Raw genomic sequence first — 16171 nt, forward strand, 5'->3', positions numbered from 1 at the left:
ACTCAGGCATTATTGCAGGGTACCACGTTTGATTTGTTCGCTTTCAATGGCTTCAAATAAGGCACGAAAGTTACCTTCACCAAAACCTTGAGCTTGGAAACGGCGTTCAATAAACTCAAAGAAAAATGTCGGCTGTTCAAAAATAGGCTGGGTGAAAATTTGCAGTAGTAGGGGTGCAGTTTGTTGTGTCCCTACGGGAGTATATTCTTGCCAGTCCACAAGAATTTCCTGTTGAGCGATTGCTTCTAGTTCTAGAGGTGATAGCGTGAGTCCTGAACGCTGTTTTAGCTGTGAATAGTAGGTTTGGGGAACTGAGAGCAAAGGTAAACCACTGGCACGAAATTTAGCGATCGCACTCACCAGATTAGTTGTCCGTAAGGCAATATGTTGAATACCTGGCCCCCGATTGACATCTAAAAATTCCTGAATTTGGGAATTTTTGGAAGCTGGTTCATTAATTGGCAGTTGGACGCTGCCGTTATGCGAAACCATCACCTGGCTGTGTAAAGCAGAACGATTGGTTTTAATTTTAAATGCTTGCTGGGGTTGAAAATCTAAGATATTTTCGTACCAAGCGACAGCACGATCCAATTCACCAACTGCCACGTTTAACACAATGTGATCGATGGCGGTAAAAGTGTTGTCATTTGTCATTTGTCCTTTGTCATTTGTGTTAGTTACAGATGACGACGGACAAATCACTGATGACCTTTCTATTAATGTATGAGTAAGTCCACCCCAGGCGGCAATTTTGCCACACTTGAGAAATGCCGTACCTATCTGGCGTTCCTGAATGGGTTGTAAGATTGTAGCACCATGTTTTTGAGCTTGTGCGATCGCAGCTTCTACATCTTCCACAGCAAAAGCGACATCTGCCACACCAGGTGGATATTTACGCAAAAACTCTGCTACTGGACTTGTGGGTAACAGTGGTGAAGATAGAAAAAAGCAGACAGCACCACTTTTCACCACTTCTGTACAAGTGTGAAACGAACTGTTGCGATCGGCTACTGATTGAAAACCAAGATGGTGTACAAACCAATCCCGCCAAATTTTGGCATCTTCTACATAGAAATGAACGCGATCAATTTTCATAGATATTGAAAATCCAGCATAACAGCTTATATATCTGTGAATTTTGCCTCTTTTGCTAGATTTTCACTTCTGACCTAAGCAAGAATTATATATACGTACTCCTACTTTAAAAGAACAGATGACTATCAGGTTGAATATTAATTTCCATTGGCACAGCTTGCGGTTCGGCAGAAAGGGCAAAGAAAATAGCATTGGCAGCAGTTTCAGGACTGAGCATTTTTTTCCGGTCTACTTTTAGGTTGACATTATCCCAGAAAGGAGAATCTACCCCACCAAAGTAGAATAGCGTGAACTTGATACCAAAACGCTTAAGTTCCTCTGCCATGCACTTGCTAAAACCAACAACACCAAACTTAGAAGCAGAATAAGCTGCTGCCATCCCCATCGAATGCTTGCCGAGAATTCCTACCACATTACAGATGTGACCAGACTTGCGCTTTTGCATCTCTTCAGCAGCCGCCTGGGTAGTATAAAAGCTGCCTTTTAAGTTGACATCTAGCATCTTGTCTAAATCAGTAGGTTCCAGGCTGTTGTAAGGCTTGAGTATACCTATACCGGCTGCATTCACTAAAATATCGATTTGACCAAACTTAGCGATGGTCTTTTCTATCAAAATATCTACTTGTTGGGGGTCAGTAATATCAGTGGGAACGGTCAAAACTTCCCCTGGTAAATCAGTAGCCAGTGTTGTTAAACGAGCTGCATCCCTCGCAGCCAACACCAACCTGACTCCGGTGGGCGCAAGTTTATGTGTTAAAGCTGAACCAATACCACCAGTAGCACCGACAATAACGACAACTTTATCCTGCATTGCAATATTTATATTTCTTTACATCTTTTTACATAATACTGAATTACAGGCTCAGGTTGTACGTAAACATCCAGAAAGCATCTACTCACGCAATAGTGCTGTTACCTCATATTCCTTGCCACTCGCTTCTAATGTAAATGTGGGAGATGATTGTAAATATTTAAGAAAACTAGAACCCAACTTTAATTTTTTTATAATTGAATTAGGAGATTCTCCGGCTATTTTGTGTAATTCTGAACCTAGTTTAGGCACACATAATTTAGTTTTAGGCGACTTGTTTTGTATATCTTTAATAATTTTTAATAGTATTTTATCTAATACTTTTTTATTAGGGACTTTCGCAAAATTATCTTGTTTTGTTTCTTGATTACATTCTGTAACAGAGCTATCTAAAACAGGGAGTAGTTTCTCAATTTCTGGCTGCTTTGGATTATGTTTAATATTTATCTCGCATTTTTCTTGAAATGAAGTTGCAACAGCCACTAAACTGTCTAATCGAGCATTGATTGATTCCTGTTCCGTTTTAATTAAATCTTGAATTGTATCAACCACTTTTTCAAAAGATGGAACTTCTGTTGCCATTGGCAAAGAATAATCTGTTAATTTGCCAGTATTCCGGTTTTCTATATGCAAATTTTGTCCTTGTCTACGTACCCAATAGACAATCAATCCTTGATTTTGGAGTTCGTTACAAAGATGGTTTAAAATTCCATCACCAGAACAAACCAAGATTTCTTTAACTGTTGGATAAGAGCGTAAGACACAAGCACCAAATGCGATCATTTTTGCATCAGCACCGTCCTTACCTCCAGGCACATGGACAAGTTGATAACCACGGTTATATAGTTCAATATCTTGCTTTCCAGTACTTGGATTTCTCCAGTTAGCAAATGCCATTTTAACTTGGAGAGGATACTTGCAGACACTAGCTAAAAATAATTCTGAATTAATATCTAACTTTAGGTTTTCTGCATCCAAAAGTAGAAGAGATATTCCTGTTTCTAACTTAGATTTAATTTCGTTTGATTGCTGAATTTCAAGAAAAAATTTACTAAATGCAGCAGATTCTAGGCAATCAGATGATAATATATTTTGTAGCACTTCTTCAGATAATTTAAAACTGAAAGAGTTAAGATTTTTCTCTGGAATTTTTTCTTCTGGTAAGTTTTTGACTAAAAAAACTTCTGTGGTTACAGCCATAGATACTTTAGTCTGTCCGTTGCTGTTAGCAAGCAACTCACCTTTCAGGGAATGAGGAAATACAGGCTCAAGGAATTGTTGACCACAATTTTTGCAGAGGTAATTCTGCTTGTCATTCCGACAACCATTTTGACGACATGAAGTAGATTCGCACCGAGGACATTTCATCTTATGATTCAGGTGGTCTAGGCAGATACTTTCCTTTAAGTATATAGTATAAAAAAAGACTGTCAATGTCAGTTTGCATTGCCCAACACAAGAAAAACTCAAAGTAAGCAGAAATTAAATTCAACCTTAATTTCCGCCTGCACTATGTCATAGCCCTCTGAATAGTTAGATTTTAAGAAACGCTTCAACTGACGCGGGCGAAAACGTAGTCACGGGTGCGAGAATCTACGGGATTAGTAAAAATTTTATTTGTAGTACCAAATTCAACCATTTGAGTAATACGATTTTCATTGCTATGAAAGAAAGCCGTAAAATCCGATAGGCGAGTAACTTGATGCATATTGTGAGTAACAATCACAATTGTTAACTCAGAGCGCAAGTTATGGATCAAATGCTCAATTTTCATGCTAGCAGCAGGATCAAGACCTGAACAAGGCTCATCCATCAACAAAACATTTGGTTTGACTGCTAAAGCCCGAGCAATACATAATCTTTGTTGTTGACCACCAGAAAGTTCTAAAGCAGACTTGTGCAACTTATTTTTCACTTCATCCCAAAGTTCAGCAGCTTTGATGGCAGATTCAACAATCCCATCTAATTCTACTTTCGGATGCCATCCAATTAATTTCACTCCATAAGCAACATTATCGTAAACACTCATAGGAAAAAGATTTGGCTTGGGAAAAACCATACTAACTTGGCGACGTAAGCGATTGATATTGACCCGACGCTCATAAATACTCTGGCCAAAAAATTCTACTTTTCCTTCAACCTTCACTTCTCCTTCTAATTCACTCATGCGATTTAAGGATTTAATAAAAGTAGATTTGCCACAACCGCTAGAACCAATAATTGCCGTGATTTGGTTTTGGTAAATATCCATTGACACGCCTTCAACTATCTTTTGAGTGTCGTAAGAGAAGCTGAAGTTTTTGACTCTGATGGCTGGAATTAGTTTACTCATATTGCCAAAACGTGTAAAACAAAACTTAACTAAGTAAAACAGTACAAATCAGCACAGCTGTTTCACTATGTTACTCCTAAAAGGAGATATACATGGAAATTACGTAGTTATGCTGTAGCCATCCAGCAGATAAACTGTTATCAAATATTCATATTAAGACTGTGTTCCAAAAATTATCTTTTATAGACTTTTTATACCTATCTTTTCCCCCTTAATTAAGGTATCATCCTTTGTTATGAAAAAAGATTTGGTCTCGTTCGATTTAAAATAGCTATATAAAAATCCGCTTTGATTTTTGTTCGCGCAGCGTGGCGTAGCCATACTTATTTGTGTGGGTTGGCAAGGGGCAATAGGAAATAAGGCTTTTTGAGTAGTACAGAGTTTTTCAGAAATCAAATATGAGTTCTATCTCAATATCACATACCCTTCATGTATAGTGAGGAGTTAGTTTATTTATCAAAATAAAGTAGTAACTTTTTTAAACTACATTTTATGAGTATCTTCTAGCGCGAGATAGTCCGACAAAAATCAATAAGTCACGCTAGAACATACCTTAACCGAAACGCCCTGAAATGTAGTCGCGGGTGCGAGGGTCTAGTGGATTGTTAAAGATTTGCTCTGTAGCGCCAAATTCAATCATTTGACCAATGCGACTTTCGTCGGTGCTAAAGAAAGCCGTAAAATCAGAAACGCGGGCGGCTTGTTGCATATTGTGGGTAACGATCGCAATTGTCAACTCAGACTGTAAGCTATGAAGGAGTTCCTCAACTTTCATGGTGGCAATGGGGTCAAGAGCCGAGCAAGGCTCATCCATCAGCAAAACTTTCGGCTTGACTGCTAAAGCGCGAGCAATACACAATCTTTGTTGCTGACCACCAGAAAGCCCTAAAGCTGATTTATCGAGCTTATCTTTTACTTCATCCCAAAGAGCAGCACTTTTAAGGGCAGATTCAACAATTTCATCTAATTCTAATTTTGAATTCCTACCTGCTATTCTCATACCGTAGGCAACATTTTCGTAAATGCTTATCGGAAAAGGATTCGGTTTTTGAAACACCATACCAATTTGGCGGCGTAATCGGTTGATGTTGACACGAGAATCGTAAATATTTTGACCAAAAAATTCTACATCTCCTTCAACTTTTACAGGCCCTTCTAATTCGCTAATTCGATTAAGAATTTTGATGAAGGTAGATTTACCACAGCCACTAGGGCCAATAATTGCGGTTACTTGTTTTTGATAAATATCTATTGATACCTTTTCGATTGCTTTTGTTGCGCCATAGTAAAAGCTGATATTTTTAACTTTGATAGCTGGAATTAGGTTACTCATGCTTGATTAAGGTGCGAAATAAAAATTATAAAAACAGAATTCAGGAGTCAGAATTAAGACGAAATTATATAATAGTAATAGAAAACAATCAAATATATTTGAATTTTCTACTATTAGTATTTAATTGTCTTAAATTAGTAGTCAATCGGAATCATCTATGAATGAATTATTACATCTGACTTCTGAATTCTGTATTCTGATCATTTTATTCTTCTCTGTCTAATAACTAAGCGCGAAATAATGCTGACAGATAAAATTAAGCCGAGTAAAACTATAGAAGTAGTCCATACCAATTGGCTTTTTTCTGGGTCGGGGTCGTTGTAGAGGTTAAAAATCAATACTGGTAAAGAAGCTGTTGGACTTAACAATCCTTCTGACCAATCTAGACTAAATAAAGCGGTAAAAATTAAGGGTGCTGTTTCACCAGCAGCACGAGCTACAGCTAATAAAATACCTGTAGTAATTCCGGGGATTGCAGTAGTGACGACAATGCGAAAAGTAGTTTGGAAGCGAGTTCCACCTAAAGCAGCAGAGGCGAGGCGTTGAGATGCAGGAATCAGTTTTAAGGATTCTTCTGTTGTCAGTATAATCACAGGTAGCATAATCACAGCTAAAGCAAAACCACCTGCGATCGCACTAAATCCTTTAGTTACTAGAACTATTACGCCATAAGCGAATACACCTACAACAATTGAAGGCACACCTGTAAGAATGCTGGTGATAAAACGAACAAAACTAGCAATTGTGTTGCTTTGTCCAAATTCTGCTAAGAAAATTCCTGTCATAATCCCTGTGGGAATGCTTAAAATAGCACCAATTATCACCATAATTATGGTTCCGAGGATGGCATTGCCAAAGCCATTATCAATCACTGCTTTGACAAACATTTCAGATTTGAGTCCAGATATTCCCCGGATGAAAATTTCCCATAAAATTGATAATAAAGGAATGAGTGCTAGACCTGTAAAACCAAAAGCGATCGCATTCATTGCGTATGTAAATATTAATCGCTTCGTTGGCAGAGGACTGCATAATTCTGCCACCAAAGATTCATCCGTTTCTGACTGGATGTAACCACTCATAAATTTTATAAATTTTGATTGATAAATGTCTTGCTAAGTTGCTGATAAAGTATCATTTATTTTTCCTACCAACCCACTTCACCAATAGCATAGCCCCAATATTTACAGCTAGAGTCAACCCAAACAAAATCAATCCCAAATAGCTTAAAGCACCTATATGCAATCCCGGTTCAGCTTCAGCAAATTCATTAGCTAATACAGAGGGAATTGTATAAGCTGGATCGAGTAAAGAAGCGCTGATTTGAGCAGAGTTGCCAATCACCATAGTGACAGCCATTGTTTCACCCAAAGCACGTCCCAAAGCAAGCATGGCTGCACTCACAATTCCAGAAAATCCCGATGGTAGCAAGACTCGAAAAATTGTTTCCCAACGAGTGCCACCCAAAGCCATAGATGCACTACGTAATTCTTTAGGGATAGCCATTAAGACATCACGGCTAATTGCTGCCATTGTGGGCAAAATCATGATGGCTAGAATAACTCCAGCAGTCAACATATTAGTCCCAGAAGGATCTTCTGTATTAAACAGTGGTATCCATTTAAAAGTGTTAGCTAGCCACTTTTGTAGAGGTTCTAGAACTGGAATAAAGACAAAAATCGCCCATAGACCAATAATTACACTGGGAATTGCTGCAATTAATTCCACAACAAATGCTAGGATGGTTCGCAGCGATGTCGGTAAGAAATTTTCACTCGTGACTAAGGCTACTGCCATTCCCACCGGGACAGCAAATAAAATAGCGATCGCACTACTTACCAAAGTTCCATAAATATAGGGTAATGCACCAAAAATCTGATTACCTGTATCCCAATCTTTTCCCCACAAAAATCCCAGTCCAAACTGCTTGATAGCTGGTAAAGCTTCTGAGAAAATTACCGAACTCATCAAAAATAGTACTGCAACAGTAATCACGGCAAAAAAGTATACCAGCCGTGTAAAACCTTGGTCAAACCAGAAATTTGCGCCACTGATACCTGTTAGATTGAAACTTTCATCGCCTAGATTTGAATCATCTGATGAATTTTCCATTACAAATCAATAAAATAGATTTTTATTGCTACTAGAACGAGTTATTAACTTACTCTAGTAGGAGAGAAGATTATTAAGATAATTCCCCTATTCCCTCTTTTTAAGGGAGAATTTTAAAATCCCCCTTTTTAAGTGGGTTGGGGGATATTTTCTACGTAAGTCCTAAAGATTGCAAATTAAGGTTTGACAGAGCTATTCACTGTTTGAAGCACCCGATTTGCTACATCAGATGGAATTTTGGTGTAGTTGAGGTCATCGTTATACTGTTGACCGTCCTTCAATACCCAATTAATCCATTTCTTAATTGCATCAGCTTTAGCAGCATTAGCATACTGTTTGTAAACCATCATCCAAGTAAGGCCAACGATCGGATAACCTTGTGCTGGTTCTCCTACAAAAACACGGTAATTGTCTGGAAAAGTGACAGTTGACAAAGCTGCATTTGCAGACTCTAAAGAAGGAGCAACAAATTCTCCTTTCTTATTTTGTACTAGTGCTGATTTCAGATTGTTTTTGACGGCGTAGGCATATTCTACATAACCAATAGAACCAGGAGTACGAGATACTATAGCAGCTACGCCTGGATTGCCTTTGCCTTTCAGGACGTTTGGCAGATTCCATTTTGGAGCAGTGTTAGCTCCAACTCTGCCTTTAAAATAACCGCTGGTAGCACTTAAGTGGTTAGTGAAAATGAAAGTTGTACCGCTACCATCAGCGCGAACAACAAATTTAATTGCTTGACTTGGTAGATTGACACCGGGATTATCAGCTTTAATTTTTGCGTCATCCCATTTGGTAATTTGACCTGAGAAAATTTCTGGTAGTGTCTTACGGGACAACTTGAGATCGTTAACACCTGGAAGATTATAAACAACAGAAACGGCACCACCTGCTGTAGGTACTAAGATTACACCGTTCTTGACTTTACTGATTTCATCATCTTTCATTGCAGCATCACTACCACCAAAGTCAACGGTTCCAGCGGTGACTTGACGAATACCGCCGCCACTACCAATTGCTTGATAGTTAATTTTCAAGTCTGGATATTTCTTCTTCACTTCACGAGCATACCGTTCGTAAAGCGGAGCCGGAAAAGTTGCTCCTGCACCATTGAGAGTTTCAGCTTGTGCGATCGCACCAAAAAATGGACTAAGTGCAACAGAAGTTGTCACCAATGAAGTAGCAATGACACGATTCAAGGTGGTGGTCGAAAAAATCATATTACCTCTGATTAAAGGAATATCTTCCTGCTGTAATTCCAGCCTTAATCAAGTTACATTTATTATGGTTAAGTTTTCTTTAACAATTGATAAATAAAAAATTAAGATGCGTTTAAATCCTAATTTAAAATATTTTTTACTTGTTGATATTTGATTGATGGGATTAGTTAGGAAAAAGATCCCAATAAAAACTTAAATCCAATTTAAATAATTAAAAATGAGTAAATCACTAAACTTAAAAAATATAACTTTGCTAGAAAATGAATAAAAATCTGTGTTTATCAGTTAGTTCGGTAATGATGCGTTTTGGCATATTTTCAGTGCAATAATATTAGATAGGCTTGAACAAAATATTTGTTACGCAGTCACCTTTAACCATCCAAAAATATCACCTACCTTCAACTGTAACCCCTGACAAAATTCTGGCACTGGTAAAACAGACTCAATTTCCTCAAAAGGTAAAGGTTGTTGTCCCGCAGGATAAGCAGCAATGAATCGCTCATCAGGATCAATTAACCAACCCATTTGAGTTCCATGATTGAGAGCGTGTAAGATTTTTTTTGTAACTTTTGTATGGCTTTGTTCGGGTGAGAGAATTTCGATTATCCAGTCGGGTGCTACAGTAAATGTATTGGCAATATCACCATTTTCATCTACGGGAAGCCTTGCCCAAGAAAATACAGCGACATCGGGAACTATAGAACGTCCTGCAAAAGTGCAACGCAATTCTGGAAAAGCCCAACCCATTTTTTGGATTTTGATAACAGAATTGATTGCGGGACAGAGTTCTCCTTGAATAGTACTATGTTTTCTTTGAGGCATAGGTTTTGGAACAATTTGACCGTCAATGTATTCACAGTACGGTTTAGTTTCTGGTAGTGCGAGAAACTCTTCTAGAGTCAATCTTTTATTTGATATTTGTACCATGATTATCCTAGCTTCAACTTATGAGGAGTTTTTGATATAGTTAATATTTACCTTATTATAAAATTTTTTCAATCTCCCAATCAGCCAACATCTAAATTATTTTATGTTTGCTTGCGGCTACAATACATTACCAAAAGTATAAACAACCCCATTCCTGCTAAATATTTAATTGCATCAGGTATGCTCGGATTAGGTGAAAAAAAGCCTTCGATCGTACCAGCAATTATCAACATTGGTACAATGCCAAATACTAGCTGCACCGCCTGAGAACCATAAAATTTCAGTGCATCTCCACGGCGATATTTACCAGGAAATAAAATTGCTCTTGCTAATAAAAATCCTGAACCCCCAGCAAAAAAGATTGCGGGTAATTCCAAGGAACCATGTGGAAATACAAAAGCCCAAAAAGGATAAGCCAGATTATTTTGACCAACCAAAGTGCCAACAGCACCAATTAATAAGCCATTAAAAATCATCAAATAGGCTGTATATAGCCCGACGGTGATACCACCAGCAACAGCACCAAAAGAAACGGACAAATTGTTGATCGTGATACTGCTGGATGCCAGAGGTTCAACACCGACAATTGACCCCATCCATAATTTATGATCGTCTCGCACCTTGGTAATCAAACTTTCAGGTACGATCAAAGCCATAAAGCTGGGGTTTTGCCAAGAATACCACCAAGCCACTAGTGCCCCTATTAGGAATAGTGCCGTGGCTACAGCAATATATGCAAATGTTTTCTGGACTACATCTGGTAATCCCCATTTGTAAAATTCTAGGATTGCTTGCCATTCCTGTCGCCGCGAACCTTGGTAAATCTGCGTATAGGCACGAGTTGTTAAAGATTGTAAACTTTGTATCAAAGTATTGCCGATTTGCTGGGTACGGGCACGAGCCAAATCTGCCGCTACTGAACGATATAAACTCGCTAATTCTCTAATTTCTGCTGCCCGTAGAGACTTTAGCCCTCTTTTTTCTATCTGCTTTAATAAGGCATCCAGACGTTGCCAATTTGGTTCTCGTCGCGCAATCCAACGTTGAATATTCATGAATTTTGGGAACACTGAGTTTAACTTAGCTTAAGATAGCCTCAAATTCATCTCCGTAGTTTCAAGGGAAATTTGCCATTATGTCTGAAAATTTTGGATCTTCCGGCCAGATACAACCACTGAGTGTAGGAAATGTTGTCAGTGCTGCGGTGCGATTGTATCGTTCTCATCTTAAGACTTATCTGAAACTGGCTGCGATCGCTCACTTGTGGGTTATCGTTCCGATTTATGGCTGGGCAAAATATGCAGCCATCTCTGGACTAATTTCACGCTTGGCTTTTAGAGAATTGATTTACCAACCTGAAAGTGTCCAAGCCGCCAGCAGCCATGTTAATCCGCGTCTGTGGTCATTTTTAAGAGTTGGTTTTCAGGTAGGAGTATCTTTGCTGCTAGTTTATTTAGGATTGGCGATCGCAGGTGGTATTCTGTCTGCTTTGCTGGTAGCGTTATTGGGAGGGATATTAGGTACTGCGGGTGTTATAGTCACAACCACATTGACAATAATTTTAATGGTAATTATTTTACTGTTGGGACTAACCTGGTTCTACTCTCGTTGGATAGTAGCTGAGGTACCGCTAGCAGTTGAAGAAAATATTAATGGTGGCGAAAGTGTTGCTAGAAGTTGGGAATTAACTAAAGCCTCAGTACTTCGCATTCAGGGCGTTGTTTTAGTTGCTTTTTTCGTTACACTGCCATTAGTGTTTGTATTAAACTATATACCTAGCTTATTCCTCATCAAGCTTGAGCCAGGTACTGTCATCTACGGAATTGTGTATTTTATTTCTGTGATTGGCAGCTTAGTAGGTGGAGTTTTGATAATGCCATTCTGGCAAGCACTAAAAGCTGTTTTATACTTGGATTTGCGGACTCGGCGTGAGGGTCTAGGTTTGCAGTTACGGCAACCTCCTACACAAGATTTTCGTTAACCAAGGTCTTAATTCAACTCTATTAATTTTCAATTGGTTAAAATATGCGCTTTTTTAATCGCATCACATTCCAGACTCCAGAAAGTGTAGAGTTGGAATTTACTTTAGCGGGAATTGGTAATCGAGCTTTAGCGCTGCTGATTGACTATGCAGTGTTGGGTATAACTTTGCTTCTGTTTGTCTTTACCTGGACTGTCTTTTCAACGCAGCTGGTAAATTTTCTTGAAGACTTTTTTACGAGTTTACCAAATTTAGACATTTGGTTGTTAGCAATTTTCTTCATTATTACCTTTGTAATTTACATCAGCTATTTTGTATTTTTTGAAACCTTATGGTTTGGGCAAACCCCTGGTAAACGGGTTGCTAAAATTCGCGTAGTTCGAGATGATGGCAGGCTCATTGGGTTACAACAAGCAACTCTCCGTGCCCTATTGCGACCCTTTGATGAGATTTTATTTATTGGCGCTTTTTTAATTATGTTGGGTAGTCGTGAAAAGCGTTTAGGTGATTTGGCTGCCGGTACAATTGTAATTCAAGCTGAAATACCCATCGCATCGGCGACATTGACAATTTCAGAACAGGCAAAGGAACTTCATGAACAGTTAATCCAAATCGCCGATTTATCGAAATTATTGCCCGATGATTTTGCAGTTATTCGTGAATATTTGCAGCGACGGGCTGCAATGTCATTAAAGGCAAGAGCCTCACTATCTCTAAAGTTAGCCGAGCAAGTAGTAGCTATTATTAATTTAGAAAACTTGCCAGAAGCTGTTACACCTGATGTATTTTTAGAAGCTGTTTATCTCGTATATCAAGAACCTAAATTTTAGGCGAGAGATTTTATTTACAGCATTGACAAAAAGTTAAGTTTATCTAAAAGACAAAATCATAATCAGTAGTTAGTTGCCAGTAAGTGGAAACTACTGGCTACTAACTACTGATTAATGACTTAAAAATCTAAAATCGGCCAATCTGGTTCACGATAATAGTGTGTCATGTTGTCAAATTTTCGCAATTCGACACGATTGATCGAAAATTCTGGCAAATTAAACAGCCATTTTTCATTCAATTCCGAAAGCTTTGTGCTGAAACTTGTGCGATCTAAGTCAGATGAAACCTCCCCAAAATAGGCTAATGTAACATGGGCAGTGAAATGATAATGCTGCTCAATACCCAAGGCAATCAACTTGGGATTTTGATAAATTGTTCGGCGGAACTTAATAATTTCCTCATAGCAGCTTTCATCTTGAGGTACTAAACAAACAGCTATAGCTCTTGGCATCAGTATCAGTCCCAGCATTTGCCATTTAATCGGATGACTCCTATTTGTCATCAATTGTTGATATTGCTGAAACATTTCGGCTAAACAAGAGGGTAACTCCTCGTCAAATTTAGGATTCTTTTCGCGGGCATCAAGGTAAGCATGATCCCAAATTAAATCCGCTAAAGTTACATGGAAGCTAGCAGGAGGTACAGGTATAATCAAATTACGGTTTACAGGCAACTGCAAAAGTTCCTGTTGGTAAGTCTGTAATTTGGCATAGAAAGCAGAATTTTCTGATTCTTCTTCTGCCGCAGGCGGTGTAATTAGCGTATACCCAGGAAAAGACGCTGCTTCTCTCAAGCCAGAATTTGGCTGAAATTTAGAAGATTCCTGAATATGCTGGGCTTGGGATCTGTAGGCTTCTGGCAGCGTCAGTCGTGCTAACCGATTTAAGTAAGTTTGATAGTTGTCGTCCAATCTTCATAGCCTCACGCTCTCACTTGATAGATTTTAGGGAAAATTACCCCGAATAAGAGAATGATTTTAAAAGTATTTAGTTTTTGGGGCTGAGGGAGTTAGCAGTTAGGAGTTTTAAGCATTCTTCCCCAATGAGCCATTCCCCATGCCCAATGAGGTTTATCTATGCCAATCTATGTTTACTGGGGTGAAGATGATTTTGCGATGGAAAAGGCGATCGCTGTTTTGCGCGATCACGTTCTCGATCCCAATTGGATAAGTTTTAATTACACTGCATTCACCCCGGATCAAGCTGATGCTGCTATCCAGGCGTTAAATCAGGTGATGACACCTACTTTTGGCGCGGGTGGACGCTTGGTATGGCTGATAAATACAACCCTGTATCAGCACTGTCCAGAGAATGTCTTAGCGGAACTAGTGCGATCGCTATCTGTCATTCCCGAAAACTCATTTTTATTACTCAGCAGCCGCAACAAGCCAGATGAACGCCTCAAATCCACGAAATTGTTAAAACAATTTGCTACCGAATTCCGAGAATTTCCCCTCATCCCTCCTTGGAAAACCGAATTACTAGTGCAATCTGTTAATCAAGTAGCCCAGACTGTGGGCGTAAAACTCACTGCCAATACTGCCCAACTGTTGGCAGAATCCGTCGGAAATGATACGCGATTGCTCTACAATGAAATAGAGAAATTACGGTTATATGCCTACGGTAGCAATAAGCCTTTAGACGTAGATACCGTTACAAAGCTAGTAAGAAATACTACTCAAAATAGTTTACAATTAGCAGCAGCAATCAGAATAGGAGATACAGCGAAAGCTTTGACAACCTTGGCAGATATGATCAATGCTTCCGAACCGGGATTACGGATAGTGGCCACACTGATTGGACAATTTCGCACCTGGCTATGGGTCAAGATTATGATAGAAAGTGGTGAGCGCAACCAACAAGCGATAGCTATTGCTGCTGATATCGGTAATCCCAAGCGGATCTACTTCTTACAGCAAGAAATCAAACTGCTTTCTGTGCAACAGTTAATCTCATGCTTACCTCTACTATTGGAGTTAGAAGTGAGCCTTAAGCAAGGAGCATCAGAAATGTCAACCTTTCAGACTAAAGTCATCGAACTTTGTCAAGTATGCCAAGGAAGTTGACAATCAAATATAAAAACTTGATGTACTGAACAGTTGCTGGAACTTCCAACTCCGAAAATAATTCAAAGTCCTTATAATATCCCTGATGTAGTTTTGTGTCACACACTATATGAATAAAATTTCCAATTTTCTTTCCCGATCCAGCCGAAAGCGAATCCTTTGCCAATCATTCTTTTTCGGCGCGATCGCTACTACGAGTGTCATTTCTAACGCTTTTTCAGTTAATTCAAAAGCTTATGGTCAAACTCCATCACCAATAGCTAACAATACTCAAATTGACAGCTACGCTCAAGCAGTGCTAGCAATGGAACCAGCACGCCAAAAGGCTTTTGAAACCATTAAAAACCTTATTGGCAATGGAGAAGTTCCTAAAATTGTTTGTAACGATTCTAACAGCATAAATGGTCTTCCTAGAAAGGCTCAAGATATCGCAGTAAATTACTGTAATAACTCTCAAAAAATTGTCCAAGATAATGGTTTGAGCATCGATCAGTTTAACAAAATCACAATAGAACTACAAAATAACGATCTTTTAAAACAGCAGGTTTATAATACCTTACTGCGTCTGCAAAAAACTCCTGATTCTCCGTAGTTAAAATTTGCATCAACCTTAAAATAAGAGAGGATCGCGGTTAAAAAACTACCCTTGTTATGAAAGCGAGGGCTGGTATTTTTTATCTAAAAAACAATCAAAGATTGATTCATAAAATCCTTGTTTGTCGATAATAGGTTAATAAGTAATAATCTCTTGTATTTACGAATAAATTTTTATTACCATCCTATTATTCAATTATCAGAAAGGTTTGCTTGTCGTTTAGTGTGAATATTTTTCATGTGCTTCTTCACAGTGTTTATGGTGATGTAAAGCTTCATAGCAATTTCTTTGTAGCTGTAGTTGCTTCTATAGAGAAACCAAATTTCAGCTTCTCGTGGCGTGAGGTCAAATTTTTTAACTTCAGTGAGTGCTACATTTTTTACAGACTCATATTGATTTTCTATGGTAACTAATAAGCAAGGCACTTCAAACCCATCTAAATCTAGCAGTCTCACCCTAATCCGAAAAATATTTGACTTATCAAGTACAATTTCATCCGACAAAATCAGAAGTTTATCAGAAAACAAATACTGGCTACTGAGTAAAGATTCACAAAGATTCCAGATAGCTGGCGGTACAAAATTCGGGTTGAAATTATCTTGATTGAATTGGCAACAAAGGCGATTAGCAGACGCATTACTATGTACTACTTCACCCGTTGGGCTTAAAATTAATATACCGTCTTCTAAGCCCTCAATTACTTCTTGTAAAAAATTAGCTCGCTTCGAGTTAAGTAAATCAATATTCTCTAGCTGTTCTGGTTCTGCTACTGTTTTTACTAATGTCTTTGTTAGGGCAATCATAGGAGATAGATTAATGTATAAAATCGTGCTTGTTTGTTAGATTCGTGCAACTTAGAAGATGTAATA

At 38.5% G+C, this 16171-nt stretch carries 16 protein-coding genes; 4 read left to right on the forward strand and 12 right to left on the reverse strand.

The genetic code is table 11. The annotated features are described in order from the left end of the window. Positions 1–9: 9 nt before the first annotated feature. The 10 genes from hppD to NPUN_RS20760 form a co-directional block, all read right to left on the reverse strand. Positions 10–1095, reverse strand: coding sequence for a 4-hydroxyphenylpyruvate dioxygenase (gene hppD, locus NPUN_RS20715; RefSeq protein WP_012410449.1), 1086 nt, complete (start codon positions 1093–1095; stop codon positions 10–12). Positions 1096–1201: 106 nt separating this feature from the next. Continuing rightward, positions 1202–1906, reverse strand: a complete 705-nt coding sequence (locus NPUN_RS20720) for an SDR family oxidoreductase (protein WP_012410450.1) — start codon at positions 1904–1906, stop codon at positions 1202–1204. An 81-nt stretch (positions 1907–1987) separates the two neighbouring features. Then, on the reverse strand, positions 1988–3274 hold the full coding sequence (locus tag NPUN_RS20725; protein ID WP_012410451.1) for an IS1/IS1595 family N-terminal zinc-binding domain-containing protein: 1287 nt from the start codon (positions 3272–3274) through the stop codon (positions 1988–1990). Positions 3275–3458: 184 nt separating this feature from the next. Further along, on the reverse strand, positions 3459–4238 hold the full coding sequence (locus NPUN_RS20730; protein ID WP_012410452.1) for a phosphate ABC transporter ATP-binding protein: 780 nt from the start codon (positions 4236–4238) through the stop codon (positions 3459–3461). A gap of 553 nt (positions 4239–4791) precedes the next feature. Next, positions 4792–5571: a phosphate ABC transporter ATP-binding protein PstB gene (gene pstB, locus NPUN_RS20735; RefSeq protein WP_012410453.1), complete on the reverse strand. Its 780-nt coding sequence runs from the start codon at positions 5569–5571 to the stop codon at positions 4792–4794. A gap of 200 nt (positions 5572–5771) precedes the next feature. Next, the gene (gene pstA, locus NPUN_RS20740; RefSeq protein ID WP_012410454.1) at positions 5772–6653 is read right to left on the reverse strand and encodes a phosphate ABC transporter permease PstA; all 882 of its coding nucleotides are present in this window, start codon (positions 6651–6653) and stop codon (positions 5772–5774) included. Between the two features lie 52 nt (positions 6654–6705). Continuing rightward, complete coding sequence (pstC, locus tag NPUN_RS20745) at positions 6706–7683, reverse strand: phosphate ABC transporter permease subunit PstC (RefSeq protein WP_012410455.1); 978 nt, start codon at positions 7681–7683, stop codon at positions 6706–6708. A gap of 176 nt (positions 7684–7859) precedes the next feature. Beyond that, entirely contained in the window at positions 7860–8903 is a 1044-nt protein-coding gene (gene pstS / locus NPUN_RS20750) for a phosphate ABC transporter substrate-binding protein PstS (RefSeq protein ID WP_012410456.1), read from the reverse strand. A gap of 357 nt (positions 8904–9260) precedes the next feature. Then, positions 9261–9830 (reverse strand): Uma2 family endonuclease, encoded by a 570-nt coding sequence (locus NPUN_RS20755; RefSeq protein WP_012410457.1) that lies wholly within the window; start codon positions 9828–9830, stop codon positions 9261–9263. 101 nt (positions 9831–9931) lie between these two features. Continuing rightward, the gene (locus NPUN_RS20760) at positions 9932–10885 is read right to left on the reverse strand and encodes a stage II sporulation protein M (protein WP_012410458.1); all 954 of its coding nucleotides are present in this window, start codon (positions 10883–10885) and stop codon (positions 9932–9934) included. Positions 10886–10965: 80 nt separating this feature from the next. Here NPUN_RS20760 and NPUN_RS20765 point away from each other — a divergent pair, with 80 nt between their 5' ends. Continuing rightward, positions 10966–11811: a hypothetical protein gene (locus tag NPUN_RS20765; RefSeq protein ID WP_012410459.1), complete on the forward strand. Its 846-nt coding sequence runs from the start codon at positions 10966–10968 to the stop codon at positions 11809–11811. A gap of 44 nt (positions 11812–11855) precedes the next feature. Further along, positions 11856–12641, forward strand: a complete 786-nt coding sequence (locus NPUN_RS20770; RefSeq protein WP_012410460.1) for an RDD family protein — start codon at positions 11856–11858, stop codon at positions 12639–12641. Positions 12642–12760: 119 nt separating this feature from the next. Here the strand turns inward: NPUN_RS20770 and NPUN_RS20775 are convergent, their stop codons facing one another. Next, on the reverse strand, positions 12761–13552 hold the full coding sequence (locus NPUN_RS20775) for a DUF1868 domain-containing protein (RefSeq protein ID WP_012410461.1): 792 nt from the start codon (positions 13550–13552) through the stop codon (positions 12761–12763). 165 nt (positions 13553–13717) lie between these two features. On the opposite strand from NPUN_RS20775, the gene holA reads away from it, so the two are divergent. Further along, complete coding sequence (gene holA / locus NPUN_RS20780; protein WP_012410462.1) at positions 13718–14707, forward strand: DNA polymerase III subunit delta; 990 nt, start codon at positions 13718–13720, stop codon at positions 14705–14707. Positions 14708–14816: 109 nt separating this feature from the next. Next, the gene (locus tag NPUN_RS20785) at positions 14817–15299 is read left to right on the forward strand and encodes a DUF4168 domain-containing protein (RefSeq protein ID WP_012410463.1); all 483 of its coding nucleotides are present in this window, start codon (positions 14817–14819) and stop codon (positions 15297–15299) included. Between the two features lie 194 nt (positions 15300–15493). On the opposite strand, the gene NPUN_RS20790 is transcribed toward NPUN_RS20785, so the two are convergent. Further along, positions 15494–16105 (reverse strand): LuxR C-terminal-related transcriptional regulator, encoded by a 612-nt coding sequence (locus tag NPUN_RS20790; protein WP_012410464.1) that lies wholly within the window; start codon positions 16103–16105, stop codon positions 15494–15496. Positions 16106–16171: the final 66 nt, after the last annotated feature.

This window comes from Nostoc punctiforme PCC 73102 (assembly GCF_000020025.1).
GTDB classification, from domain to species: domain Bacteria; phylum Cyanobacteriota; class Cyanobacteriia; order Cyanobacteriales; family Nostocaceae; genus Nostoc; species Nostoc punctiforme.